18 protein-coding genes and 1 riboswitch are annotated in these 16,781 nt (G+C 70.8%); of the genes, 9 read left to right on the top strand and 9 right to left on the bottom strand.

The window, feature by feature from the left end:
• Positions 1–105: 105 nt before the first annotated feature.
• Both ABD355_RS35950 and ABD355_RS35945 read left to right on the top strand, forming a co-directional pair.
• A complete protein-coding gene (locus tag ABD355_RS35950) occupies positions 106–1,458 on the top strand; it encodes a class II 3-deoxy-7-phosphoheptulonate synthase (RefSeq protein ID WP_099928210.1) in 1,353 nt (450 codons plus the stop codon).
• A 136-nt stretch (positions 1,459–1,594) separates the two neighbouring features.
• Positions 1,595–1,828, top strand: a complete 234-nt coding sequence (locus ABD355_RS35945) for a (2Fe-2S)-binding protein (protein WP_344405178.1) — start codon at positions 1,595–1,597, stop codon at positions 1,826–1,828.
• On the opposite strand, the gene bfr is transcribed toward ABD355_RS35945, so the two are convergent.
• Complete coding sequence (gene bfr, locus ABD355_RS35940; RefSeq protein ID WP_115908641.1) at positions 1,825–2,304, bottom strand: bacterioferritin; 480 nt, start codon at positions 2,302–2,304, stop codon at positions 1,825–1,827. The genes ABD355_RS35945 and bfr overlap by 4 nt on opposite strands.
• 174 nt (positions 2,305–2,478) lie before the next feature.
• On the opposite strand from bfr, the gene ABD355_RS35935 reads away from it, so the two are divergent.
• On the top strand, positions 2,479–3,126 hold the full coding sequence (locus ABD355_RS35935; protein WP_344405177.1) for a sulfite oxidase-like oxidoreductase: 648 nt from the start codon (positions 2,479–2,481) through the stop codon (positions 3,124–3,126).
• Between the two features lie 16 nt (positions 3,127–3,142).
• On the opposite strand, the gene ABD355_RS35930 is transcribed toward ABD355_RS35935, so the two are convergent.
• The 6 genes from ABD355_RS35930 to thiO all read right to left on the bottom strand — a co-directional run bounded on the left by ABD355_RS35930 (position 3,143) and on the right by thiO (position 8,796).
• Positions 3,143–3,622, bottom strand: coding sequence for a DUF4396 domain-containing protein (locus ABD355_RS35930; RefSeq protein WP_344405176.1), 480 nt, complete (start codon positions 3,620–3,622; stop codon positions 3,143–3,145).
• A 76-nt stretch (positions 3,623–3,698) separates the two neighbouring features.
• A complete protein-coding gene (locus tag ABD355_RS35925) occupies positions 3,699–4,568 on the bottom strand; it encodes a deoxyribonuclease IV (protein ID WP_344405175.1) in 870 nt (289 codons plus the stop codon).
• A 34-nt stretch (positions 4,569–4,602) separates the two neighbouring features.
• On the bottom strand, positions 4,603–6,528 hold the full coding sequence (gene pknB / locus ABD355_RS35920; RefSeq protein ID WP_344405174.1) for a Stk1 family PASTA domain-containing Ser/Thr kinase: 1,926 nt from the start codon (positions 6,526–6,528) through the stop codon (positions 4,603–4,605).
• Positions 6,529–6,646: 118 nt separating this feature from the next.
• The gene (locus ABD355_RS35915) at positions 6,647–7,441 is read right to left on the bottom strand and encodes a thiazole synthase (RefSeq protein ID WP_344405173.1); all 795 of its coding nucleotides are present in this window, start codon (positions 7,439–7,441) and stop codon (positions 6,647–6,649) included.
• Positions 7,442–7,444: 3 nt separating this feature from the next.
• Complete coding sequence (thiS, locus tag ABD355_RS35910; RefSeq protein WP_344405171.1) at positions 7,445–7,645, bottom strand: sulfur carrier protein ThiS; 201 nt, start codon at positions 7,643–7,645, stop codon at positions 7,445–7,447.
• Entirely contained in the window at positions 7,642–8,796 is a 1,155-nt protein-coding gene (gene thiO / locus ABD355_RS35905) for a glycine oxidase ThiO (RefSeq protein ID WP_344405169.1), read from the bottom strand. Before thiO ends, thiS begins: the two co-directional genes overlap by 4 nt.
• Positions 8,794–8,905, bottom strand: a riboswitch (TPP riboswitch). (Overlaps the previous gene by 3 nt.)
• 53 nt (positions 8,906–8,958) lie before the next feature.
• Here thiO and ABD355_RS35900 point away from each other — a divergent pair.
• From ABD355_RS35900 to ABD355_RS35875, 6 genes are all read left to right on the top strand, one after another.
• Complete coding sequence (locus ABD355_RS35900; protein ID WP_344405168.1) at positions 8,959–9,309, top strand: avidin-fold protein; 351 nt, start codon at positions 8,959–8,961, stop codon at positions 9,307–9,309.
• A 32-nt stretch (positions 9,310–9,341) separates the two neighbouring features.
• Complete coding sequence (locus ABD355_RS35895; protein ID WP_344405166.1) at positions 9,342–10,583, top strand: NAD(P)/FAD-dependent oxidoreductase; 1,242 nt, start codon at positions 9,342–9,344, stop codon at positions 10,581–10,583.
• A 91-nt stretch (positions 10,584–10,674) separates the two neighbouring features.
• Entirely contained in the window at positions 10,675–11,046 is a 372-nt protein-coding gene (locus ABD355_RS35890) for an Rv2175c family DNA-binding protein (protein WP_115908649.1), read from the top strand.
• Between the two features lie 176 nt (positions 11,047–11,222).
• Positions 11,223–11,879: a thiamine phosphate synthase gene (thiE, locus tag ABD355_RS35885; RefSeq protein WP_344405164.1), complete on the top strand. Its 657-nt coding sequence runs from the start codon at positions 11,223–11,225 to the stop codon at positions 11,877–11,879.
• A gap of 240 nt (positions 11,880–12,119) precedes the next feature.
• Positions 12,120–13,043, top strand: a complete 924-nt coding sequence (gene metF / locus ABD355_RS35880; RefSeq protein WP_344405163.1) for a methylenetetrahydrofolate reductase [NAD(P)H] — start codon at positions 12,120–12,122, stop codon at positions 13,041–13,043.
• Between the two features lie 56 nt (positions 13,044–13,099).
• Positions 13,100–14,068 (top strand): SCO2102 family sporulation regulator, encoded by a 969-nt coding sequence (locus ABD355_RS35875; protein ID WP_344405162.1) that lies wholly within the window; start codon positions 13,100–13,102, stop codon positions 14,066–14,068.
• Between the two features lie 61 nt (positions 14,069–14,129).
• Here ABD355_RS35875 and ABD355_RS35870 read toward each other — a convergent pair whose 3' ends face one another.
• Positions 14,130–15,638 carry a phytoene desaturase family protein gene (locus ABD355_RS35870; protein ID WP_344405161.1) on the bottom strand — a complete coding sequence of 503 codons (1,509 nt, stop codon included), beginning with the start codon at positions 15,636–15,638 and terminating at the stop codon, positions 14,130–14,132.
• A gap of 468 nt (positions 15,639–16,106) precedes the next feature.
• Positions 16,107–16,742 (bottom strand): TetR/AcrR family transcriptional regulator, encoded by a 636-nt coding sequence (locus ABD355_RS35865; RefSeq protein WP_344405160.1) that lies wholly within the window; start codon positions 16,740–16,742, stop codon positions 16,107–16,109.
• Positions 16,743–16,781 lie beyond the last annotated feature (39 nt).

Below are 16,781 nucleotides of genomic sequence, written 5' to 3'. Positions count from 1 at the left end.
GCGGTGCACCCTACCGCACCACCCCGCCGTCCGGAGCGTGATCCGTCCGTCTCACCAGTCGAGCGGAAGGAAAAGCAGTCGACACGACCCCGTAATGTTTACGGGGTGACCGTGAACGCTAAGACCAGCGCGAGCGCTGGCAACACCTGGCGAGATCTGCCCGCGGCGCAGCAGCCCGAGTACCCCGACACCGAGGCTCTGCGCGCAGTCGTTGCGGACCTCGAGTCGTATCCGCCGCTCGTCTTCGCGGGCGAGTGCGACCAGCTGCGCGCCCGGATGGCGGCCGTCGCCAAGGGAGAGGCGTTCCTCCTCCAGGGCGGCGACTGCGCCGAGGCCTTCGACGCGGTGTCCGCCGACCACATCCGCAACAAGCTCAAGACGCTGCTGCAGATGGGCGCGGTGCTGACGTACGCCGCCTCGGTGCCGGTCGTGAAGGTCGGCCGTATCGCCGGCCAGTACTCCAAGCCGCGCTCCAAGCCGACCGAGACCCGCGACGGCGTGACCCTGCCGACCTACCGCGGTGACTCCGTCAACGGCTTCGACTTCACCGAGGCCGCCCGGATCCCGGACCCGGAGCGGCTGAAGCGGATGTACCACGCGTCCGCGTCCACGCTGAACCTGGTGCGTGCCTTCACCACCGGCGGCTACGCCGACCTGCGCCAGGTGCACGCCTGGAACCAGGACTTCGTGAAGTCGTCCCCGTCGGGCCAGCGCTACGAGCAGCTCGCGCGGGAGATCGACAACGCGCTGAACTTCATGCGGGCCTGCGGCACCGACCCGGAGGAGTTCAAGACCGTCGAGTTCTACTCCTCGCACGAGGCGCTGCTCCTTGACTACGAGTCGGCGCTGACCAGGGTGGACTCCCGCACGGGCCAGCTGTACGACGTCTCCGGGCACATGGTGTGGATCGGTGAGCGCACCCGGCAGCTGGACGGCGCGCACATCGAGTTCGCCTCGAAGATCCGCAACCCGATCGGCATCAAGCTCGGCCCGACCACCACGGCCGAGGAGGCGCTGCAGTACATCGACCGCCTCGACCCGGACCGTGAGCCGGGCCGGCTGACCTTCATCGTCCGCATGGGCGCGGACAAGATCCGCGACAAGCTCCCCGAGCTGGTCGAGAAGGTCACCGCCTCCGGCGCGACCGTGGCCTGGGTGACCGACCCGATGCACGGCAACACCTTCGAGGCGGCCTCCGGCCACAAGACCCGCCGCTTCGACGACGTGCTCGACGAGGTCAAGGGCTTCTTCGAGGTCCACAAGGGCCTCGGCACCCATCCGGGCGGCATCCACGTCGAGCTCACCGGTGACGACGTCACCGAGTGCGTGGGCGGCGGCGACGAGATCTTCGTCGACGATCTGCACCAGCGCTACGAGACGGCCTGCGACCCGCGCCTGAACCGCAGCCAGTCCCTCGACCTGGCGTTCCTCGTCGCGGAGATGTACCGGGACCAGTAACCGCTGATCAGAGCGATGGGGCGCGGATCACATACGATCCGCGCCCCTCTGCACTTTTGCGGGATCCAAGCGCCGGGTAAGGTTAGGTTAGCCTCACCGATCAATCGGGACGGCACCACTTCGATCCCGGCGGGAGGTGAACCGCGTGTTCGTCTGCAGTTGCTTCGGCATCACGGAACAGCAGGTCAAGAAGCACGCGGAGGACGGTGCCTGCACCCCTCGCCAGATAGCCTCGGCCTGCAAGGCGGGCACGGACTGCGGTTCGTGCGTACGCCGTATCCAGGCGCTGCTCGGCCGGGGCGAGTGCCCCCGCCGTGAGCTCGCAGATCAGGGCAAGCCGGTCCTGGCCGCGCTGGACGAGGCGGCCTAGCTCTCCGGCTGCTCGATCAGCTGCGCGATGTAGAGCGCCTCGCCGAGCTTCTCCACCAGTTCCAGCTGGGTGTCGAGGTAGTCGATGTGATGCTCCTCGTCCTCGAGGATCGACTCGAAGATGTTCGCGGACGTGATGTCGCCCTTGTTCCGCATCACCTCGACGCCCCGCTTGAGGCGGTCGATCGCCTCGACCTCGATCTGCCGGTCCGCCTCGAACATCTCCCTGACGGTCTGTCCCACCCGTACATGGAAGAGGCGCTGGTAGTTCGGCAGCCCCTCCAGGAAGAGGATCCGGTCGGTGAGCACCTCCGCGTGCTTCATCTCGTCGAACGACTCGTGCCGCGTGTACTTGGCGAGCTTCGTCCAGCCGAAGTTCTCCTGCATCTTCGCGTGCAGAAAGTACTGGTTGATCGCGGTCAGCTCGCCGGTGAGCTGCTCATTGAGGAATTCGATGACCTCGGGGTCGCCCTGCATCGCTAAGGCTCCTTCCAAGCGGGGGGAACTGGCAGGCTGCGCCGCATGATTGCACCGGCGACGAAGATCGTCCAGTAAGTCTGCGCTTAGTAGGTAAGTCCATGCTCAGCGCTAATTGCCCCGTTTTGGCGGGGGCGGTCAAGTGCACCGTCCGAGGTCTGTCAGGATGGAGTCATGGGTCAGCCGGTGGAGCGTGAATCGGGAGAACGCGATTCAGGAGGAGCAGCGCAGTCCGAGCTTCCCCCGGGGCAGCGTCTGCAGCGCGGCTGGCCGGTCACCCATTACGGGCCCGTTCCCAAGTTCCGCCCGGAGCGCTGGGAGTTCAGGGTCTTCGGTGCCACCGCGGACGGCGAGAAGCACTGCTGGACCCATGAGGAGTTCACGGCTCTGCCGTACACCACCGTTCTGGGTGATCTGCACTGCGTCACCAAGTTCAGCATGCTCGGCGCCGAATGGGGCGGCATTCCGGCTCGTACGATTCTTGAGATCGCGCCGCCCGCGCCCACGGTCACCCATGTGATGGTGTGGGCCGAATACGGATTCAGTTCGAACCTCCGCCTGGCGGATTTCGCCTCCGAGCGGACCATCTTCGCCACCCACAAGGACGGCGAACTGCTGACCGCGGAACACGGCTTCCCGCTTCGCCTCGTCGTGCCCCATCTGTATGCCTGGAAGGGCCCCAAGTGGGTGCGCGGCGTGGAGTACATGACCGCCGACCGCCGTGGCTTCTGGGAGGAGCGCGGGTACCACAACGTCGGCGACCCGTGGAAGGAGCAGCGCTACTCCTACCAGGAGGAGCCCGGGGAGGGCCCCGAGCTCTGATCCCGGTCCTCGCAGGTCAGTGGTGGTACCCGTGCACCACCGCATGCCCCTTTCCGCGACCGATCATCCACTTGTTGACGGGCGTCGTCACGAAGAAGGCGAGCGCCAGCGAGATCGCGAGCGAACCCCAGAACAGCAGATCGGCCAGTTGCGCGTTCATCGCGTCCGGCCACAGCACGATCACGCCGTTGTCGATCAGCTCCATCACCGCGATGGACAGGGTGTCCGCGGCCAGCGCCACCCGGAAGGCGGTACGGAAGTCGACACCGGCCCGCAGCACCCCGCGCAGCGTGAGCGAGTAGCCGAAGAAGAACGCGAGCACGATCGCCAGCACCGTCGTCGGGAGGTTGCCCCAGCCGAAGGCCGTGCCGATCACCATGCCCAGCACCTCGCCGATGGCGCAGCCGGTGAGGCAGTGGAGGGTGGCCTGTGCGGCGGTGCTCCAGGTGGCGGCCGCCGGGTGATGGTGTGCGTGCGCGTGTGCCTCGTGCTGCATGACTGCCCCCAATGTCAGGTAACGGTTCCCGCACCGAGCAGGAACCGTATACCCCCTAGGGGTATTCCGGAACGGGTCAGGAGTCGCGCAGTTTTTTCAGCCGCTCCACATCGGCCGCATGTCCCTCCTTGCCGCCGGGCGTCTCGATGATCAGCGGTACGCCCTCGGTGGCGGGGTGGGTCATCAGCGCCCGGAAGGGGTCCTCGCCGATGTGACCTGCGCCGATGTTCTCGTGCCTGTCCTTGTGCGCGCCCGCCACGTCCTTGGAGTCATTGGCGTGGATCAGCTTCAGCCGGCCCTCGCCGACCGTGTCCACCAGCAGATCGAGGGTCTGGTGCATGCCGCTCGGGCCGGTCAGGTCGTGCCCGGCCGCGAAGATGTGGCAGGTGTCCAGGCAGACCCCGAGCTTCGGATGGGCGTCCAGCGCCTCGAAGTACGGTCCGAAGTCCCAGGTCCGCGAGCAGAGCGAGGCGCCCTGCCCGGCCGTCGACTCCAGCAGCAGGAACGGATCGTCGTCGTGGGTGAGCTCGTCCAGCAGCGGCAGCATGTACTGCCGTACCTGCTTCAGGGCCACGGACCGGTCCCGCCCGCCCGTCGCGCTGCCCGTGTGCACGACCACGCCGAGCGCCCCGATCTCCCGCCCGCGCCGCAGCGAGTGCCGCAGCGACTCCACCGACTTCTCCACGGTCGCCTCGGTGTGCGAGCCGAAGTTGATCAGGTACGGGGCGTGGACGTACGCCGGGATCGACTCGGCCGCGCACACCTCGCGGAACTCCTTGTCCTGCCGCGGATTGCCGGCGGGCGTGGCCCAGCCGCGCGGGTTGGCGACGAAGACCTGCACGGTCTCGGCCTTCAGATCGTGGGCGTAGGACAGACCGACGGAGTGGAGACCACCGGCGACGGGGACATGACCGCCGACGGGGTTGCGGGACTGCTGACTCTTCACCCGTTCAGGGTGTCATGCGCTGCGACCTGCTCCGTCACCGGATCTTGATGGTGATCGTCGACCCCTTGGGCGCCGTGTCCCCGCCCTTGACGGACTGGTTCTTGACGGTGTCGCCGAACAGGCCGAGCAGACCCCGGTCCTCCTCGACCTTGAAGCCGGCGCCCTCCAGGGCCTTGTGCGCGTCGTCCACGCTGTCGCCGGTGACGTCCGGGACCTCGACCATCTCCGGGCCCTTGGACAGCGTCAGCGTCACCGTGTCGCCGTCGGCGGCCTGGCTGTCGCCCGCCGGTGTCTGCGCCGCGACCTGACCCTTGTCGTACTCGGAGTTGATCTGCGCGGAGGCCACCTTCACCGTCAGGCCGGCGCCCTCCAGGTCGGCCTTCGCACTCTGCAGGTCCTCACCCGTGACGTCCGGGACGTCCACCGGACTGCCCTTGCTGACGACCAGGGCGATCGCCGAACCCGCGTGCCGCTCGGTGCCCGCCCCGGGGGTCGTGGAGATCACCGAGCCCTTGGGGACGTCGCCGCTGAACTGCCGGGTGACCATGCCCGGCTCGAGCCCGCTCTTCCTCAGCCGCGCCGTCGCCTCGGCCAGCGTCCGCGCCGACACGTCGGGCACCTGCACGGTCTGCGGACCGTCGGAGATGGTGAGCGCCACCGACCTGTTGTCGCGGATGCGGGTGCCGGGCGCGGGGTCCGAGCTGATGACCCTGCCCCGCTGCACCGTGTCGCTGTACGCGTGCCTGACCGCGCCGAGGTCGAGGCCCGCCTTCTGCAGCTGCCGGGTGGCCTGCGTCTGGGTCTTCGCCAGCACCGGCGGGACCTTGGTGAACTGGCCGGAGTTGATGTACCACACGCCCGTGCCGACACCGAGCATCAGCAGGACGGCGACGACGACCGCGAGCGGACCGCGCCGGGAGGGCGCGCCACGGCGCCGCGGCGGCAGCGGCGGGGGTGTCTCCAGGCGGCTGGTGCGGTGGAGCCGGTCCTCGTCCTCGTTCACCGGCAGCGGGCGCGGCACCGTGAGTGCGCGCGGGATCACGCTCGTGCGGTCCTCGGAGATGCTCCGGTGGTCCCCGGCGAAGGCCTGCGGCGGCAGCGCGTCCAGCTGGTCCGCGCTGAGCGCGGCCCGCACCTCGCGGGCCTGAGCGAGCAGCGCCACGGCGTCCTGCGGGCGCAGGTCCGGGGTGCGGGCGGTCGCCGACGCGACCAGCTCGTCCAGCCGGTACGCCAGCCCCGGCACGGCGGCCGACGGCGGCGGGACGTCCTCGTGGATGTGCTTGTAGAGGACCGTCGCCGGGGAGTCCCCGCCGTGCGGCCGGTCGCCGGTCAGCATCTCGTACAGGACGACACCGCACGCGTACACGTCGACCCGGGGGTCGGCCGTGCCGTGCTCTATCTGCTCGGGAGCCAGGTAGGAGACGGTGCCGAGGACGGTGCCGGTGGTGTTGGTGACCGTGTCCACGGAGCGCACCAGGCCGAAGTCGGCGACCTTGACCCGGCCGTCGTCCCCTATCAGCACGTTCTCCGGCTTCATGTCGCGGTGCACGAACCCGGCGCGGTGCGCGGCGCCCAGCGCGGCGAGCACCGGCTCCAGGATGTCCAGGGCGGCGCGCGGCTGCAGCGCCCCGCGCTCGCGCAGCACGTCACGCAGGGTGCAGCCGGCGACGTACTCCATGGCGAGGTAGACGTACGACCCGTCGGTGCCCTGGTCGAAGACCTGCACCACGTTCGGATGCGCGAGCCTTGCGACCGACTTCGCCTCGCGGATGAACCGGTCGACGAAGGTGCCGTCGGCCGCGAGCGTCGGGTGCATCACCTTGAGCGCGAGCACGCGGTCGAGGCGGGTGTCCAGGGCCCGGTAGACCGTGGCCATCCCGCCGACCGCGATCCGCGCGTCCACGCGATAGCGCCCGTCGAGCACCTGCCCGACCAGAGGGTCCTGAAGGGTCGTATCCACGCAGGTGAGTGTACGAGCCGTGACTGACAGGGCTGCCGGTTCGGGTGAGATCGGAGCGGGACTGCAGCCGACCTGTGACGGACGTCGCACCGACTTCCGGATCTTGTCGAACGCGAGTTCAGAACGCGGGGCGTTCGGGATCCAGGTGCGCGCGCCCCTCGTGCGGCGAGGACGCCTCCGCGAAATGGCGGCGCGGGATGCGGCCCGCCCGGTACGCGAGCCTGCCCGCCTCCACGGCGTGCTTCATGGCCTCGGCCATGAGCTGCGGCTCCTGCGCCCGCGTCACCGCTGAGGCAAGCATCACACCCGCACACCCCAGCTCCATCGCGAGCGCCGCGTCCGAGGCGGTACCGGCGCCCGCGTCCAGGATCACCGGCACGCGCGCGTGCTCGGTGATCAGCTGGAAGTTGTGCGGGTTGCGGATGCCGAGCCCGGAGCCGATGGGGGAGCCGAGCGGCATGATCGCCGCGCAGCCGACATCCTCCAGCTTGCGGGCGAGGACCGGGTCGTCGTTGGTGTACGGCAGCACGGTGAAGCCGTCGTCGACCAGGATCTCGGCCGCGTCCAGCAGCTCGATGGGGTCGGGCAGCAGGGTGCGCTCGTCGGCGATCACCTCAAGCTTGATCAGTTCGGTGCCGAGCGCCTCGCGCGCGAGGCGGGCGGTCAGCACGGCCTCCCCGGCGGTGAAGCAGCCCGCCGTGTTCGGCAGCACCCGGATGCCGAGCTTCTCCAGGACGGACAGCACCGAGCCGTGCACCGAGGGGTCCACGCGCCGCATCGCGACCGTCGTGAGCTCCGTGCCGGACGCGACCAGCGCCCGCTCGAGGACGTCGAGGCTGGGGGCACCGCCGGTGCCCATGATCAGGCGGGACGTGAAGGACGTACCGCCGATGACAAAGGGGTCGTCGGCCATGGGTCAGCCTCCTTGGACGGCGGTGAGGACCTCGACGCGGTCGCCCTCACGCAGGGACGTCGACGGCCACTGCGCGCGCGGGACGACGGTTTCGTTCAGGGCGGCGGCCACTCCGGAGGGAGCCGGGGTCAGCGCGCGTACGACGGTGTCGAGAGCCGTGCCGGAAGCGAACTCCCTGGGCTCTCCGTTGACGGAGATGTTCATGCGGGCTGCTCCAGGAGCGCGAATCGCTTGGGGGTGAACGGGCGTGCCTCATCGGGGAGTTCACCGGTGGCCAGGGCGTGCGCCATGGCGTCGCCGGTGACCGGGGTGAGCAGCACGCCGTTGCGGTAGTGACCGGTGGCCAGCAGCAGACCGGGCAGTTCGGTCGGGCCGAGCAGGGGCGCGTTGTCCGGGGAGCCGGGGCGCAGTCCGGCCCGCGTCTCCGTCAGCGGCAGCTCGGTGATGCCGGGGACCAGCTCGTGCGCGTCCCGCAGCAGCTCGTACACCCCGCCCGCGGTGACCGTCGTGTCCCAGCCCAGCTCCTCGCTGGTCGCACCGACGACCAGCTCGCCGCTCTCGCGCGGCACCAGGTAGACATGGCTGCCGCGGACCACGGCACGCACCGTGCGGCTCAGGAACGGCGCGTACCGCTTCGGCACGGTCAGCCGCAGCACCTGCCCCTTCACGGGGCGTACGGGCGGCAGCACCTCGTCCGGGACCCCCGGCAGCCGTCCGCTGAGGCTGCCGGCGGCCAGGACCACCTGGCCCGCGCCCAGCTCGGCGCCGTCGGTCGTGGTGACACCGCAGGCCCGGTCCCGTACGACATGGAAGCGCTCGGCCCAGGTGCGGTGGAAGACCACGCCCGCGTGCTCGCACGCGGCCACCAGCGCGCGTGCCAGTCGCCGCGGGTCGATCTGGTGGTCGCCGTCCACCCGCAGGCCGCCGCGCACGCCCGGTGCGAGCATCGGCTCCAGGCGTCGGCACTCGCGCCCCGACAGCCACTCCGAGCCCAGGCCTGACTCCCGCTGCAGGGCGTGCAGTTCACGCAGATGGGCGCGGTCGTCGGCGTCCAGGGCGACGGCGAGCGTGCCGCACTGGCGGTAGCCGAGGTCCTGGCCCGTGAGCTCGGTGAGCTCGGCCGCGAAGTCCGGGTAGCGGCGGGCGGAGGCCAGGTTGAGGCCGAGCAGGGTCTGTTCGCCGTAGTGCAGCTCCGTGACCGCGGCCAGCATCCCGGCGGCCACCTGGGCGGCCCCGCCGCCCGGCTCGGGGTCCACGACGGCCGTGGCGAAGCCGCGCTGCGCGGCCCGCCAGGCCGTGACCAGGCCGATGATTCCGCCCCCGATGACGAGGACGTCTGACGTACGTGACGACATGGGCGTCCAGCCCCTCCCTTCGCCGGCATGACCCGGATCAGGTTCGTACGGTCGGAGGCCGCCAGCCTCCCTCTCAGCCCGGTGCGTCCGGGCTCCCGCGAGTGCTTGTACGTTGGCCACCCTAGCCCGACCCGCCGCGCCTCTGTAAGGGAGCCTTCCGTCATGCCCCGCTCGCTGGACGGCCTCGTCCTCGCCCCCGTCGCCGACCAGGCCCCAGGTCAGGTGGGTACCCGGACCCGGTTCACGTACCACGAGCAGGGCGGCGAGATCTGGGCCGAGTACGCGGGCGGCGACGTCGTGCGCGGGCATCTGGTGGGTACTCGGTCAGGTGACCGGCTGGACTTCCGCTACGTCCAGCTGAAGAACGACGGGACGACGTCCTCGGGGCACTGCGTCTCGGCCGTGGTGGAGCTGCCGGACGGGCGGGTGCGGCTGGAGGAGAGCTGGCAGTGGGAGTCGCAGTCGGGCAGCGGGACCAGCGTTGTGGAGCAGGTCACGGAGCACGACTCCTGACTGACGAATAGTCAGTTGTCTATGGTGATCAGGTGAGCGAGCAGACGCGGGAAGAGAGCACGTCAGCGGCGCGGCGCGTGGTTGTCGTCGGCGCGGGCATGGCCGGTGTGCAGACGGCCGTCGCCCTGCGCGAACAGGGCTTCACCGGCACCGTGACGGTGATCGGCGCCGAGCCCCATCAGCCCTACGACCGGCCACCGCTGTCCAAGGCCGTCCTGCTCGGCAAGTCCGAGGGCTCCGCCTTCGACGTCGACTTCGAGGCGCTCGGCATCGAACTGCGGCTGGGGTGCGAGGTGCTCGGCGTGCGCCCCGGCGAGCACGAGCTGGACACCGAGACCGGGCCCGTGCCCTACGACGTCCTGGTCCTTGCGACCGGCGCCGAACCGATCACGCTGCCGGGCACCGAGGGCGTGCCAGGGGTGCATCTGCTGCGCACCCTGGACGACGCCGAGCGGCTGCGGCCCGTGCTGGCCCGGCAGCACGACATCGTGGTCGTCGGCGCGGGCTGGATCGGCGCGGAGTTCGCCACCGCCGCGCGCGAGGCGGGCTGCGCGGTGACCGTCGTCGAGGCCGCCGACCGGCCGCTCGCCGGGGCGCTGCCCGCCGAGGTGGCCGCACCGATGGCCGCCTGGTACACCGATGCGGGCGCCGAACTGCGCACGCACGCGCGCGTGGCGCACATCGAGCCCGGCGCGGTCGTCCTCGACGACGGCTCACGGCTGCCCGCCGGCGCCGTCGTGGTCGGCATCGGCGCGCGCCCCGCCACGGCCTGGCTGACCGGCTCCGGCATCGAGCTCGGCGCGCACCGCGAGGTCGTCGCGGACGCCCGTCTGCGCACCTCGGCACCGGACGTCTACGCCGTCGGCGACTGCGCCTCCTTCCCCTCGGGACGGTATGGCGAGCGCCTGCTGGTCCACCACTGGGACAACGCCCTCCAGGGCCCGCGCACGGTGGCCGCGAACATCATCGGCGAGGCCACCGGAGAGCCCCCCGCGGTCTACGACCCGGTCCCGTACTTCTGGTCGGAGCAGTTCGGCCGCTTCGTCCAGTACGCCGGCCATCACAGCGCCGCCGACACGACCCTGTGGCGCGGCGACCCCTCGGGCCCCGCCTGGGCCGTCTGCTGGCTGCGCGAGAGCCGCCTGGTCGCCCTGCTGGCGGTCGGCAGACCGAGGGATCTCGCGCAGGGCAGGCGGCTGATCGAGGCGGGCACCCCGATGGACCCCGAGCTGCTGGCGGACCCGGCGCGGCCCATGAAGACGGCCACGGCGTAGGACGCGGAACGGCGGCCACGACAGGCGGTGAAGCCCCAGGTCGGACGCTTCTGGCTTCCGACTGTCAGTGCGGGATGGCAGGCTTGAGTCCGTGACCGAGATTGACGCAAAGATCGATGCTCTCGTCCCCGCCTGGCTCACCCTCCCCGACATCGCAGAGATGCTCGATGTCGAGGTGACGCGTGTGCGGCAGCTGGTCAAGGAGGGCCAGCTCATCGCCGTACGCCGAGGTGAGAACCGCGCGCTGCACGTGCCCGCCGCATTCATCGACGCGGCCGAGCAGAAGGTCGTCAAGGGCCTGACCGGCACCCTGACGCTCCTGAGGGACGACGGCTTCACCGACGAAGAGATGATCGAGTGGCTCTTCACCCCCGACGACAGCCTGCCCGGCACCCCCGCGCAGGCGCTGAGCGAGAATCGCGGTACGGAGGTGAAGCGCCGGGCCCAGGCGCTCGCCGTCTGATCCGAACAGGCTGAACCGAACACCGTCCGGCGTACGGGCCGAGGTCCGCCCAGGCAGGGCCGCGGCCGTGGTTCACTGCGGCCCGCAGAACCGATGCGGCCCGCAGTGACCGACGGCCACGGCCGGCCCCGCCCGTACGCCGCCGACCAGGAACGACACCCACGGGGGACCCTCGTATGCCCGACACCGCCACCGCCGCACGCGCCGAGCTCGCCGACGCCCGCGTCTACCTCTGCACGGACGCCCGCAGGCGCCAGGGCGACCTGCCGGAGTTCCTGGACGCCGTCCTCGCGAGCGGGGTCGACATCGTGCAGTTGCGCGACAAGGGCATGGAGGCCGCCGAGGAGCTGGAGCACCTGAAGGTCTTCGCCGACGCCTGCGCCCGCCACGGCAAGCTGCTCGCCGTCAACGACCGCGCGGACGTGGCGCACGCCGCCGGCGCCGACGTGCTCCACCTCGGCCAGGGCGACCTCCCGGTCCCCGCGGCCCGCGCGATCCTCGGCGAGGACGTCCTCATCGGCCGCTCCACCCATGCCGAGTCCGAGGCCGCCGCTGCCGCCGTCCAGGAGGGCGTCGACTACTTCTGCACCGGCCCCTGCTGGCCGACCCCCACCAAGCCCGGCCGCCACGCTCCCGGCCTCGACCTGGTCCGCTACACCGCCTCCCTTGGCACCGGGCGACCCTGGTTCGCCATCGGCGGCATCGACCTCGGCAACCTCGACCAGGTGCTCGAGGCCGGCGCCCGCCGTGTCGTGGTCGTCCGTGCGATCACGGAGGCCGACGATCCGGGCGCGGCGGCGCAGGAGTTCGCGAAGCGGCTGCGGAGCGCGTGACGCAGGCCCGATCGGAGTCCGGCGTCCAGCAGATTGTCCGACGGGCGTCAGACGGATTGTCCGATGGAAATCCGGCAGGTTGTCATACGGAATGTGTGGCAGCTTGTCGGACGGAATGTCTGACGGCTTGTCCGAAAAGTGTCCGCCGGGTTGTCCGATAGGTGGACAACAAATAGACAAATCCGGCAAATATCCCGCATCCGGTTGGGGGAGTCGCCGCCCCCTGACTAACCTGCGGGTATGGCCCTCGGAACCGCATCCACCAGGACTGACCACGCGCGCACGGTGCGTGACATGCTCGCGACCGGCAAGACGACGTTCTCGTTCGAGTTCTGGGCTCCGAAGACGGAGAAGGGCGAACGCAACCTCTGGAACGCGCTGCGCAGGGTCGAGGCAGTGGCCCCCAGCTTCGTCTCCGTGACGTACGGGGCGGGCGGCTCCACCCGCGCGGGCACGGTGAGGGCGACCGAGCAGATCGCCGCCGACACCACGCTCACCCCGGTCGCCCACCTCACCGCGGTCAACCACTCCATCGCCGAGCTGCGCAACATCATCGGTCAGTACGCCGACGCCGGGATCCGCAACATGCTCGCGGTGCGCGGCGACCCGCCCGGCGACCCCATGGGCGAGTGGGTGCCGCACCCGACGGGGCTGACCTATGCCGCCGAGCTCGTCCAGCTCATCAAGGAGTCGGGCGACTTCTGCGTCGGCGTCGCGGCCTTCCCGGAGATGCACCCGCGCTCCGAGGACTGGGACACGGACGTCGACCACTTCGTCGACAAGTGCCGGGCCGGCGCCGACTACGCCATCACACAGATGTTCTTCCAACCGGAGTCCTATCTGCGGCTGCGCGACCGGGTCGCCGCGGCCGGCTGCGACACCCCCGTCATCCCCGAGGTCATGCCGGTGACCAGCGTGAAGATGCTGGAGCGCTTGCCACAACTGAGCAACGCCCACATCCCCGCCGCCCTGAAAGAGCGGATCCTCACAGCAAAAGACGATCCGACCGCTGTACGCTCCATTGGCATCGAATTCGCCACGGAGTTCTGCGCGCGGCTGCTGGCCGAGGGAGTGCCCGGACTGCACTTCATCACGCTCAACAACTCCACGGCGACGCTGGAAATCTACGAAAACCTGGGCCTGCACCACCCCCCGCAGGCCTAGACCGGCCGCACGGGTATACGACACACTGCGTAGCGGCGACTCGGAGAGGGGCGTACATGGGCTGGACGGTCCTCTACATCGCGTTCGGCATCGTCGCGCTGTGGCTGCTGGGCGAGGTGCTGCTGCAGTACAAGGCGCGGCTGCGCTGGCGACTGCTCGCCTTCGCCGGGTTCCTCGGCGTCGTGCTCGGGGTGCTGATCCCCTCGGTGATCGTCATCGGTCTCGGCGCCGCCGCGTTCGCGGTCGGCCAGACCTACGTCACGCTGTCGTTCCGCCGCGGCTTCGCATCGGGCTGGGCGGTCAGCCGGACGGGCATCCCGGGCGTCGGCAAGCGCGACCGCGGCGAACCCGACCACCAGGACCCGACCCTGGAGGTCTCCGACCTCGAGCCGGGCGACGACGGCCACGACGACCAGGACGTCTACCAGCGCGACAGCGTGTCCTACGGCAACGAGGACGACTACGACCGCGACGACGTCTTCACGCCCGCCCGCTCCTCCCAGCCCGCCTCCGCCGAGACCACCGCGGTCTACGAGCCGCAGCCCCTGCCCGAGGACACCGGCTCCTACGGCATATACGGCGACTCCGCGTACGCCGCCGCCGACGCGTCCTACGCGAACGCGGGACAGCCCCAGGACCAGTACGCGACGGCCGCCCAGGGCGCCGACCAGTCCTACGGGTACGACTACTCCGGCTACAACCAGCAGCAGTACGGCTACGACACCACCGGCCAGCAGCAGTACGCCGCCTACTCCGACCCGTACATCGGCACCCAGACCTACGGCGGCGGCTACGACGCCTATGGTCAGTACGGCCAGCAGGGCTACGGCCAGGACCAGTACGCCACCGGCAGCTACGACGGCCAGACCCCGTCCGGCGGGGTGTGGGTCCCGCAGCAGCGCACCGACGAGGCCTACGGCGGCGAGCTCCCGCAGGAGCAGGCCTACCCCTACCAGGACAACGGCCAGGGGCAGGGGCACGGCCATGCTCAGGGGAACGGATACGACGAGCAGTACCGCTTCTGAACGCGCAGTACCGTTTCTGGTGGCCCGGTACCGCCGCTGAGGACCCTTCAGGCCGGGGCGCTCACTGAGAGCCCCGGAACTCCGGCCCCTCCACGATCAGACCGGCCACCAGGGCCCCTGACATACCGGCGTGCGGCAGCCCCCCGCCGGGGTGCGACCAGCCTCCGGCGGTGAACAGGCCCGGTATCGCCGTGCTGTTGGACGGGTGGAGGGTGCCCGATGGGGACGCCAGCGACGGCGGCGGGACGGCGCCGCCCTCGGCACCCGTCTCCCGCTCGGTGTGCACAGGTGTGCGGACCTCGCGCCACATCGTCCGCTCACGCAGCTCCGGGATCGCACGCTCGGCGGCGGCGACCATCCGGTCCGCAAAGGTGTCGGCGGCCCCCGGCGCGGTCCAGTCGTACACCGTCCCGGACGGCACCGTGGCCGTCAGCACCACCGCCTCGTGCTCCTCGGTGGGACGCAGGGCCGGGTCGTCCGGGCGGTCGATCCGTACCGTGGGCCGCTCGGGCATTGTCCCGGGCCCGAACAAGGACAGCTCCTCCGCCGCATCCGGTGAGTGCACGACCGTACGGTGCACGGCATCCGGCTCCCGCGCGCCGCGCAGCCCGAGGCACACCACCACCCTGCCCGGGTGCAGGCCTTCGGCGCCGGGCTCGACGTCCTGAGCCCCGTAGAGCTTCCGGCCCGGCATGAGGCCGCCCAGCCGCCAGGGGCCCGTACCGACGACGGCGTCCGCCTCTGCCACAGTGCCCCCAGACAGCTCCACGCCCGCCGCGCGGCCGTCCTTCTCCAGGACCCCGGTGACCTCCGCGCCGAAGACGAACTCGACCTTCCGCGCCAGGCACCGCTCGTACACCGCCCGCGCCAACTCCCGGATGCCGCCCCGCACATACCAAGTGCCGAAGGCGTGCTCCATGTACGGCAACACGGCCGCGCTCGCCGGGGTGACGCGCGGGTCGAGGCCGTAAGCGAGGGCATAACTCTCCAGGAGGGCCGCGAGGCGCGAATCGCGCAGCTCCCAGGCGCCGACCTCGGCCAGGGTGGTGGCGCGGCGGGTGCGCAGCAACCGCTTGTGCGGGACCGCCGGGTACGGCTCGCGGGCCGCCAGCACCGGCCAGTTGGGCCACAGGGGCTCCTCCAGCAGCGGTCGGCGGGTGCGGTCCCAGGCCTCTCGGGCCCGCACCAGGAAGTCGCCCCAGCGGCCACCCGCGCCCGCCCCGAGCGCCTCGTCCAGGGCGGCGACCACTCCCGCGCGCGAGGCGTTCGGCAGCGCGACCTCGGTGCCGTCCGCGAAGACGTGCCGGGAGGACGGGTCGACCTGAACCAGCTCGACGCACTCCTCCAACGGCTCCCTGCCGGTCTTGATGAACAGATCGCGCCAGACCGCGGGCAGGGTCAGCAGCCCGGGACCGGTGTCGAAGCCGAACCCGTCCCGCTCGAAGCGTCGCACCGCTCCGCCGTACGTCTCCGCACGCTCGTACACCACCACCCGCTGACCCGCGACGGCCAGCCGGGCGGCGGCCGCCATCGCACCCATCCCGGCGCCGATCACCGCAATCCGTCCCATGCCTGCGACTTTATCGACCACCACTGACAGTCACGGCACGGGCGGCCCGCCCGGCAAGGCCCCAGCCCCCCCGGCCCGAGGGAGTACGAGAGCGGCGGCGAACCTGACCAGTCGGCAACCGGGCGTTCTGCGCATGAGTGCGCAGGTCTGAGTATCCGTACCTAGTGAGTGAGATGAGTACGCGCGCGGATGGGGCCCGACCTGCGCGAACGAGAGAGTGGAGACACGGAGAGGGGCACGGCTCCGGCACCGGCGACACGGGGCGCCGGAACGGAGCCGCCCCGGATCCGCTCCTTCCGCCGGCCGAGGTCGGCGGGAGCGAGGCACGGGGGAACCCGGGGGAACGACCGAAACGGGGGCCCGACCCGGGAAACCGGGGGGGAGCACAACGGGGGAGCACGAGAAGGCGCCGGTTCGAGGTGGCCCGCGGGGGACGCGGCCACAACGGACCGGCGCTTTCGTATGCGATCAGCCGGCGCTGCGACCGCTGACGCGCCCCTGCAGCAACCGGGACAGCGCCGCATGGACGTCGTCCAAGGAGCGCTCCGGCTGGAACGACTGCCAGTCGAGGGCGGCCACCAGGACCATGCCGACCAGCGCCGACGCGGTCAGCGGCACATCGATCTCGTCGCTGAACTCGCCGCCCGCCACGCCCGCGCGCAGGACGTCCTCGACGACCGCGACCGCCTGCTGCCTGACCACCATCAGGGTCGACTGCCAGGCCCGGTTGGTGCGCCACAGCTCGGCCACGTACAGCTGCGTGAAGGCCGGATAGCGTTCGATGAAGACGAGCCCGGCCCGGATCATCGCGTCCAGGGCGTCCACCTTGGTGCCGCCGTCCCTGGCCGTGCGTTCGGCCGCCTCCCGGAGGGAGGCGGTGAGCAGGCCGACCCCGTGCCGCAGCAGCTCCTCGAAGAGGACCGACTTGCTCGCGAAGTTGTAGTAGACCGTGCCCTTCGCGACCCCGGCCCGCTCGGCGATCTCGTCCACCGTGGTGGCGGAGAAACCCTGCTCGGCGATGAGCGTGACGGCGGCCTCGTAGAGCTTCTGCCGGGTGGCCTCGCGGCGGGTGCTGCCGCCCGACGTGGCGCTGCTGCTTTCCATGGGCCTGATTGTCACAGGAGCCGTGCCCCGGGATGTCAC

The organism is Streptomyces longisporus (assembly GCF_039532765.1).
GTDB classification, from domain to species: Bacteria; Actinomycetota; Actinomycetes; order Streptomycetales; family Streptomycetaceae; genus Streptomyces; species Streptomyces longisporus.
This window is presented reverse-complemented; position numbering and strand designations above follow the sequence as displayed.

Excerpts from the sequence above, each read along its gene's own strand:
- metF (WP_344405163.1), top strand. The coding sequence starts at position 12,120 with ATGGCCCTCGGAACCGCATCCACCAGGACTGACCACGCGCGCACGGTG.
- ABD355_RS35865 (WP_344405160.1), bottom strand. The coding sequence starts at position 16,742 with ATGGAAAGCAGCAGCGCCACGTCGGGCGGCAGCACCCGCCGCGAGGCC.
- ABD355_RS35900 (WP_344405168.1), top strand. The coding sequence starts at position 8,959 with ATGCCCCGCTCGCTGGACGGCCTCGTCCTCGCCCCCGTCGCCGACCAG.
- thiO (WP_344405169.1), bottom strand. The coding sequence starts at position 8,796 with ATGTCGTCACGTACGTCAGACGTCCTCGTCATCGGGGGCGGAATCATC.
- thiE (WP_344405164.1), top strand. The coding sequence starts at position 11,223 with ATGCCCGACACCGCCACCGCCGCACGCGCCGAGCTCGCCGACGCCCGC.
- ABD355_RS35935 (WP_344405177.1), top strand. The coding sequence starts at position 2,479 with ATGGGTCAGCCGGTGGAGCGTGAATCGGGAGAACGCGATTCAGGAGGA.
- ABD355_RS35930 (WP_344405176.1), bottom strand. The coding sequence starts at position 3,622 with ATGCAGCACGAGGCACACGCGCACGCACACCATCACCCGGCGGCCGCC.
- ABD355_RS35915 (WP_344405173.1), bottom strand. The coding sequence starts at position 7,441 with ATGGCCGACGACCCCTTTGTCATCGGCGGTACGTCCTTCACGTCCCGC.
- ABD355_RS35875 (WP_344405162.1), top strand. The coding sequence starts at position 13,100 with ATGGGCTGGACGGTCCTCTACATCGCGTTCGGCATCGTCGCGCTGTGG.
- ABD355_RS35870 (WP_344405161.1), bottom strand. The coding sequence starts at position 15,638 with ATGGGACGGATTGCGGTGATCGGCGCCGGGATGGGTGCGATGGCGGCC.
- bfr (WP_115908641.1), bottom strand. The coding sequence starts at position 2,304 with ATGCAGGGCGACCCCGAGGTCATCGAATTCCTCAATGAGCAGCTCACC.
- thiS (WP_344405171.1), bottom strand. The coding sequence starts at position 7,645 with ATGAACATCTCCGTCAACGGAGAGCCCAGGGAGTTCGCTTCCGGCACG.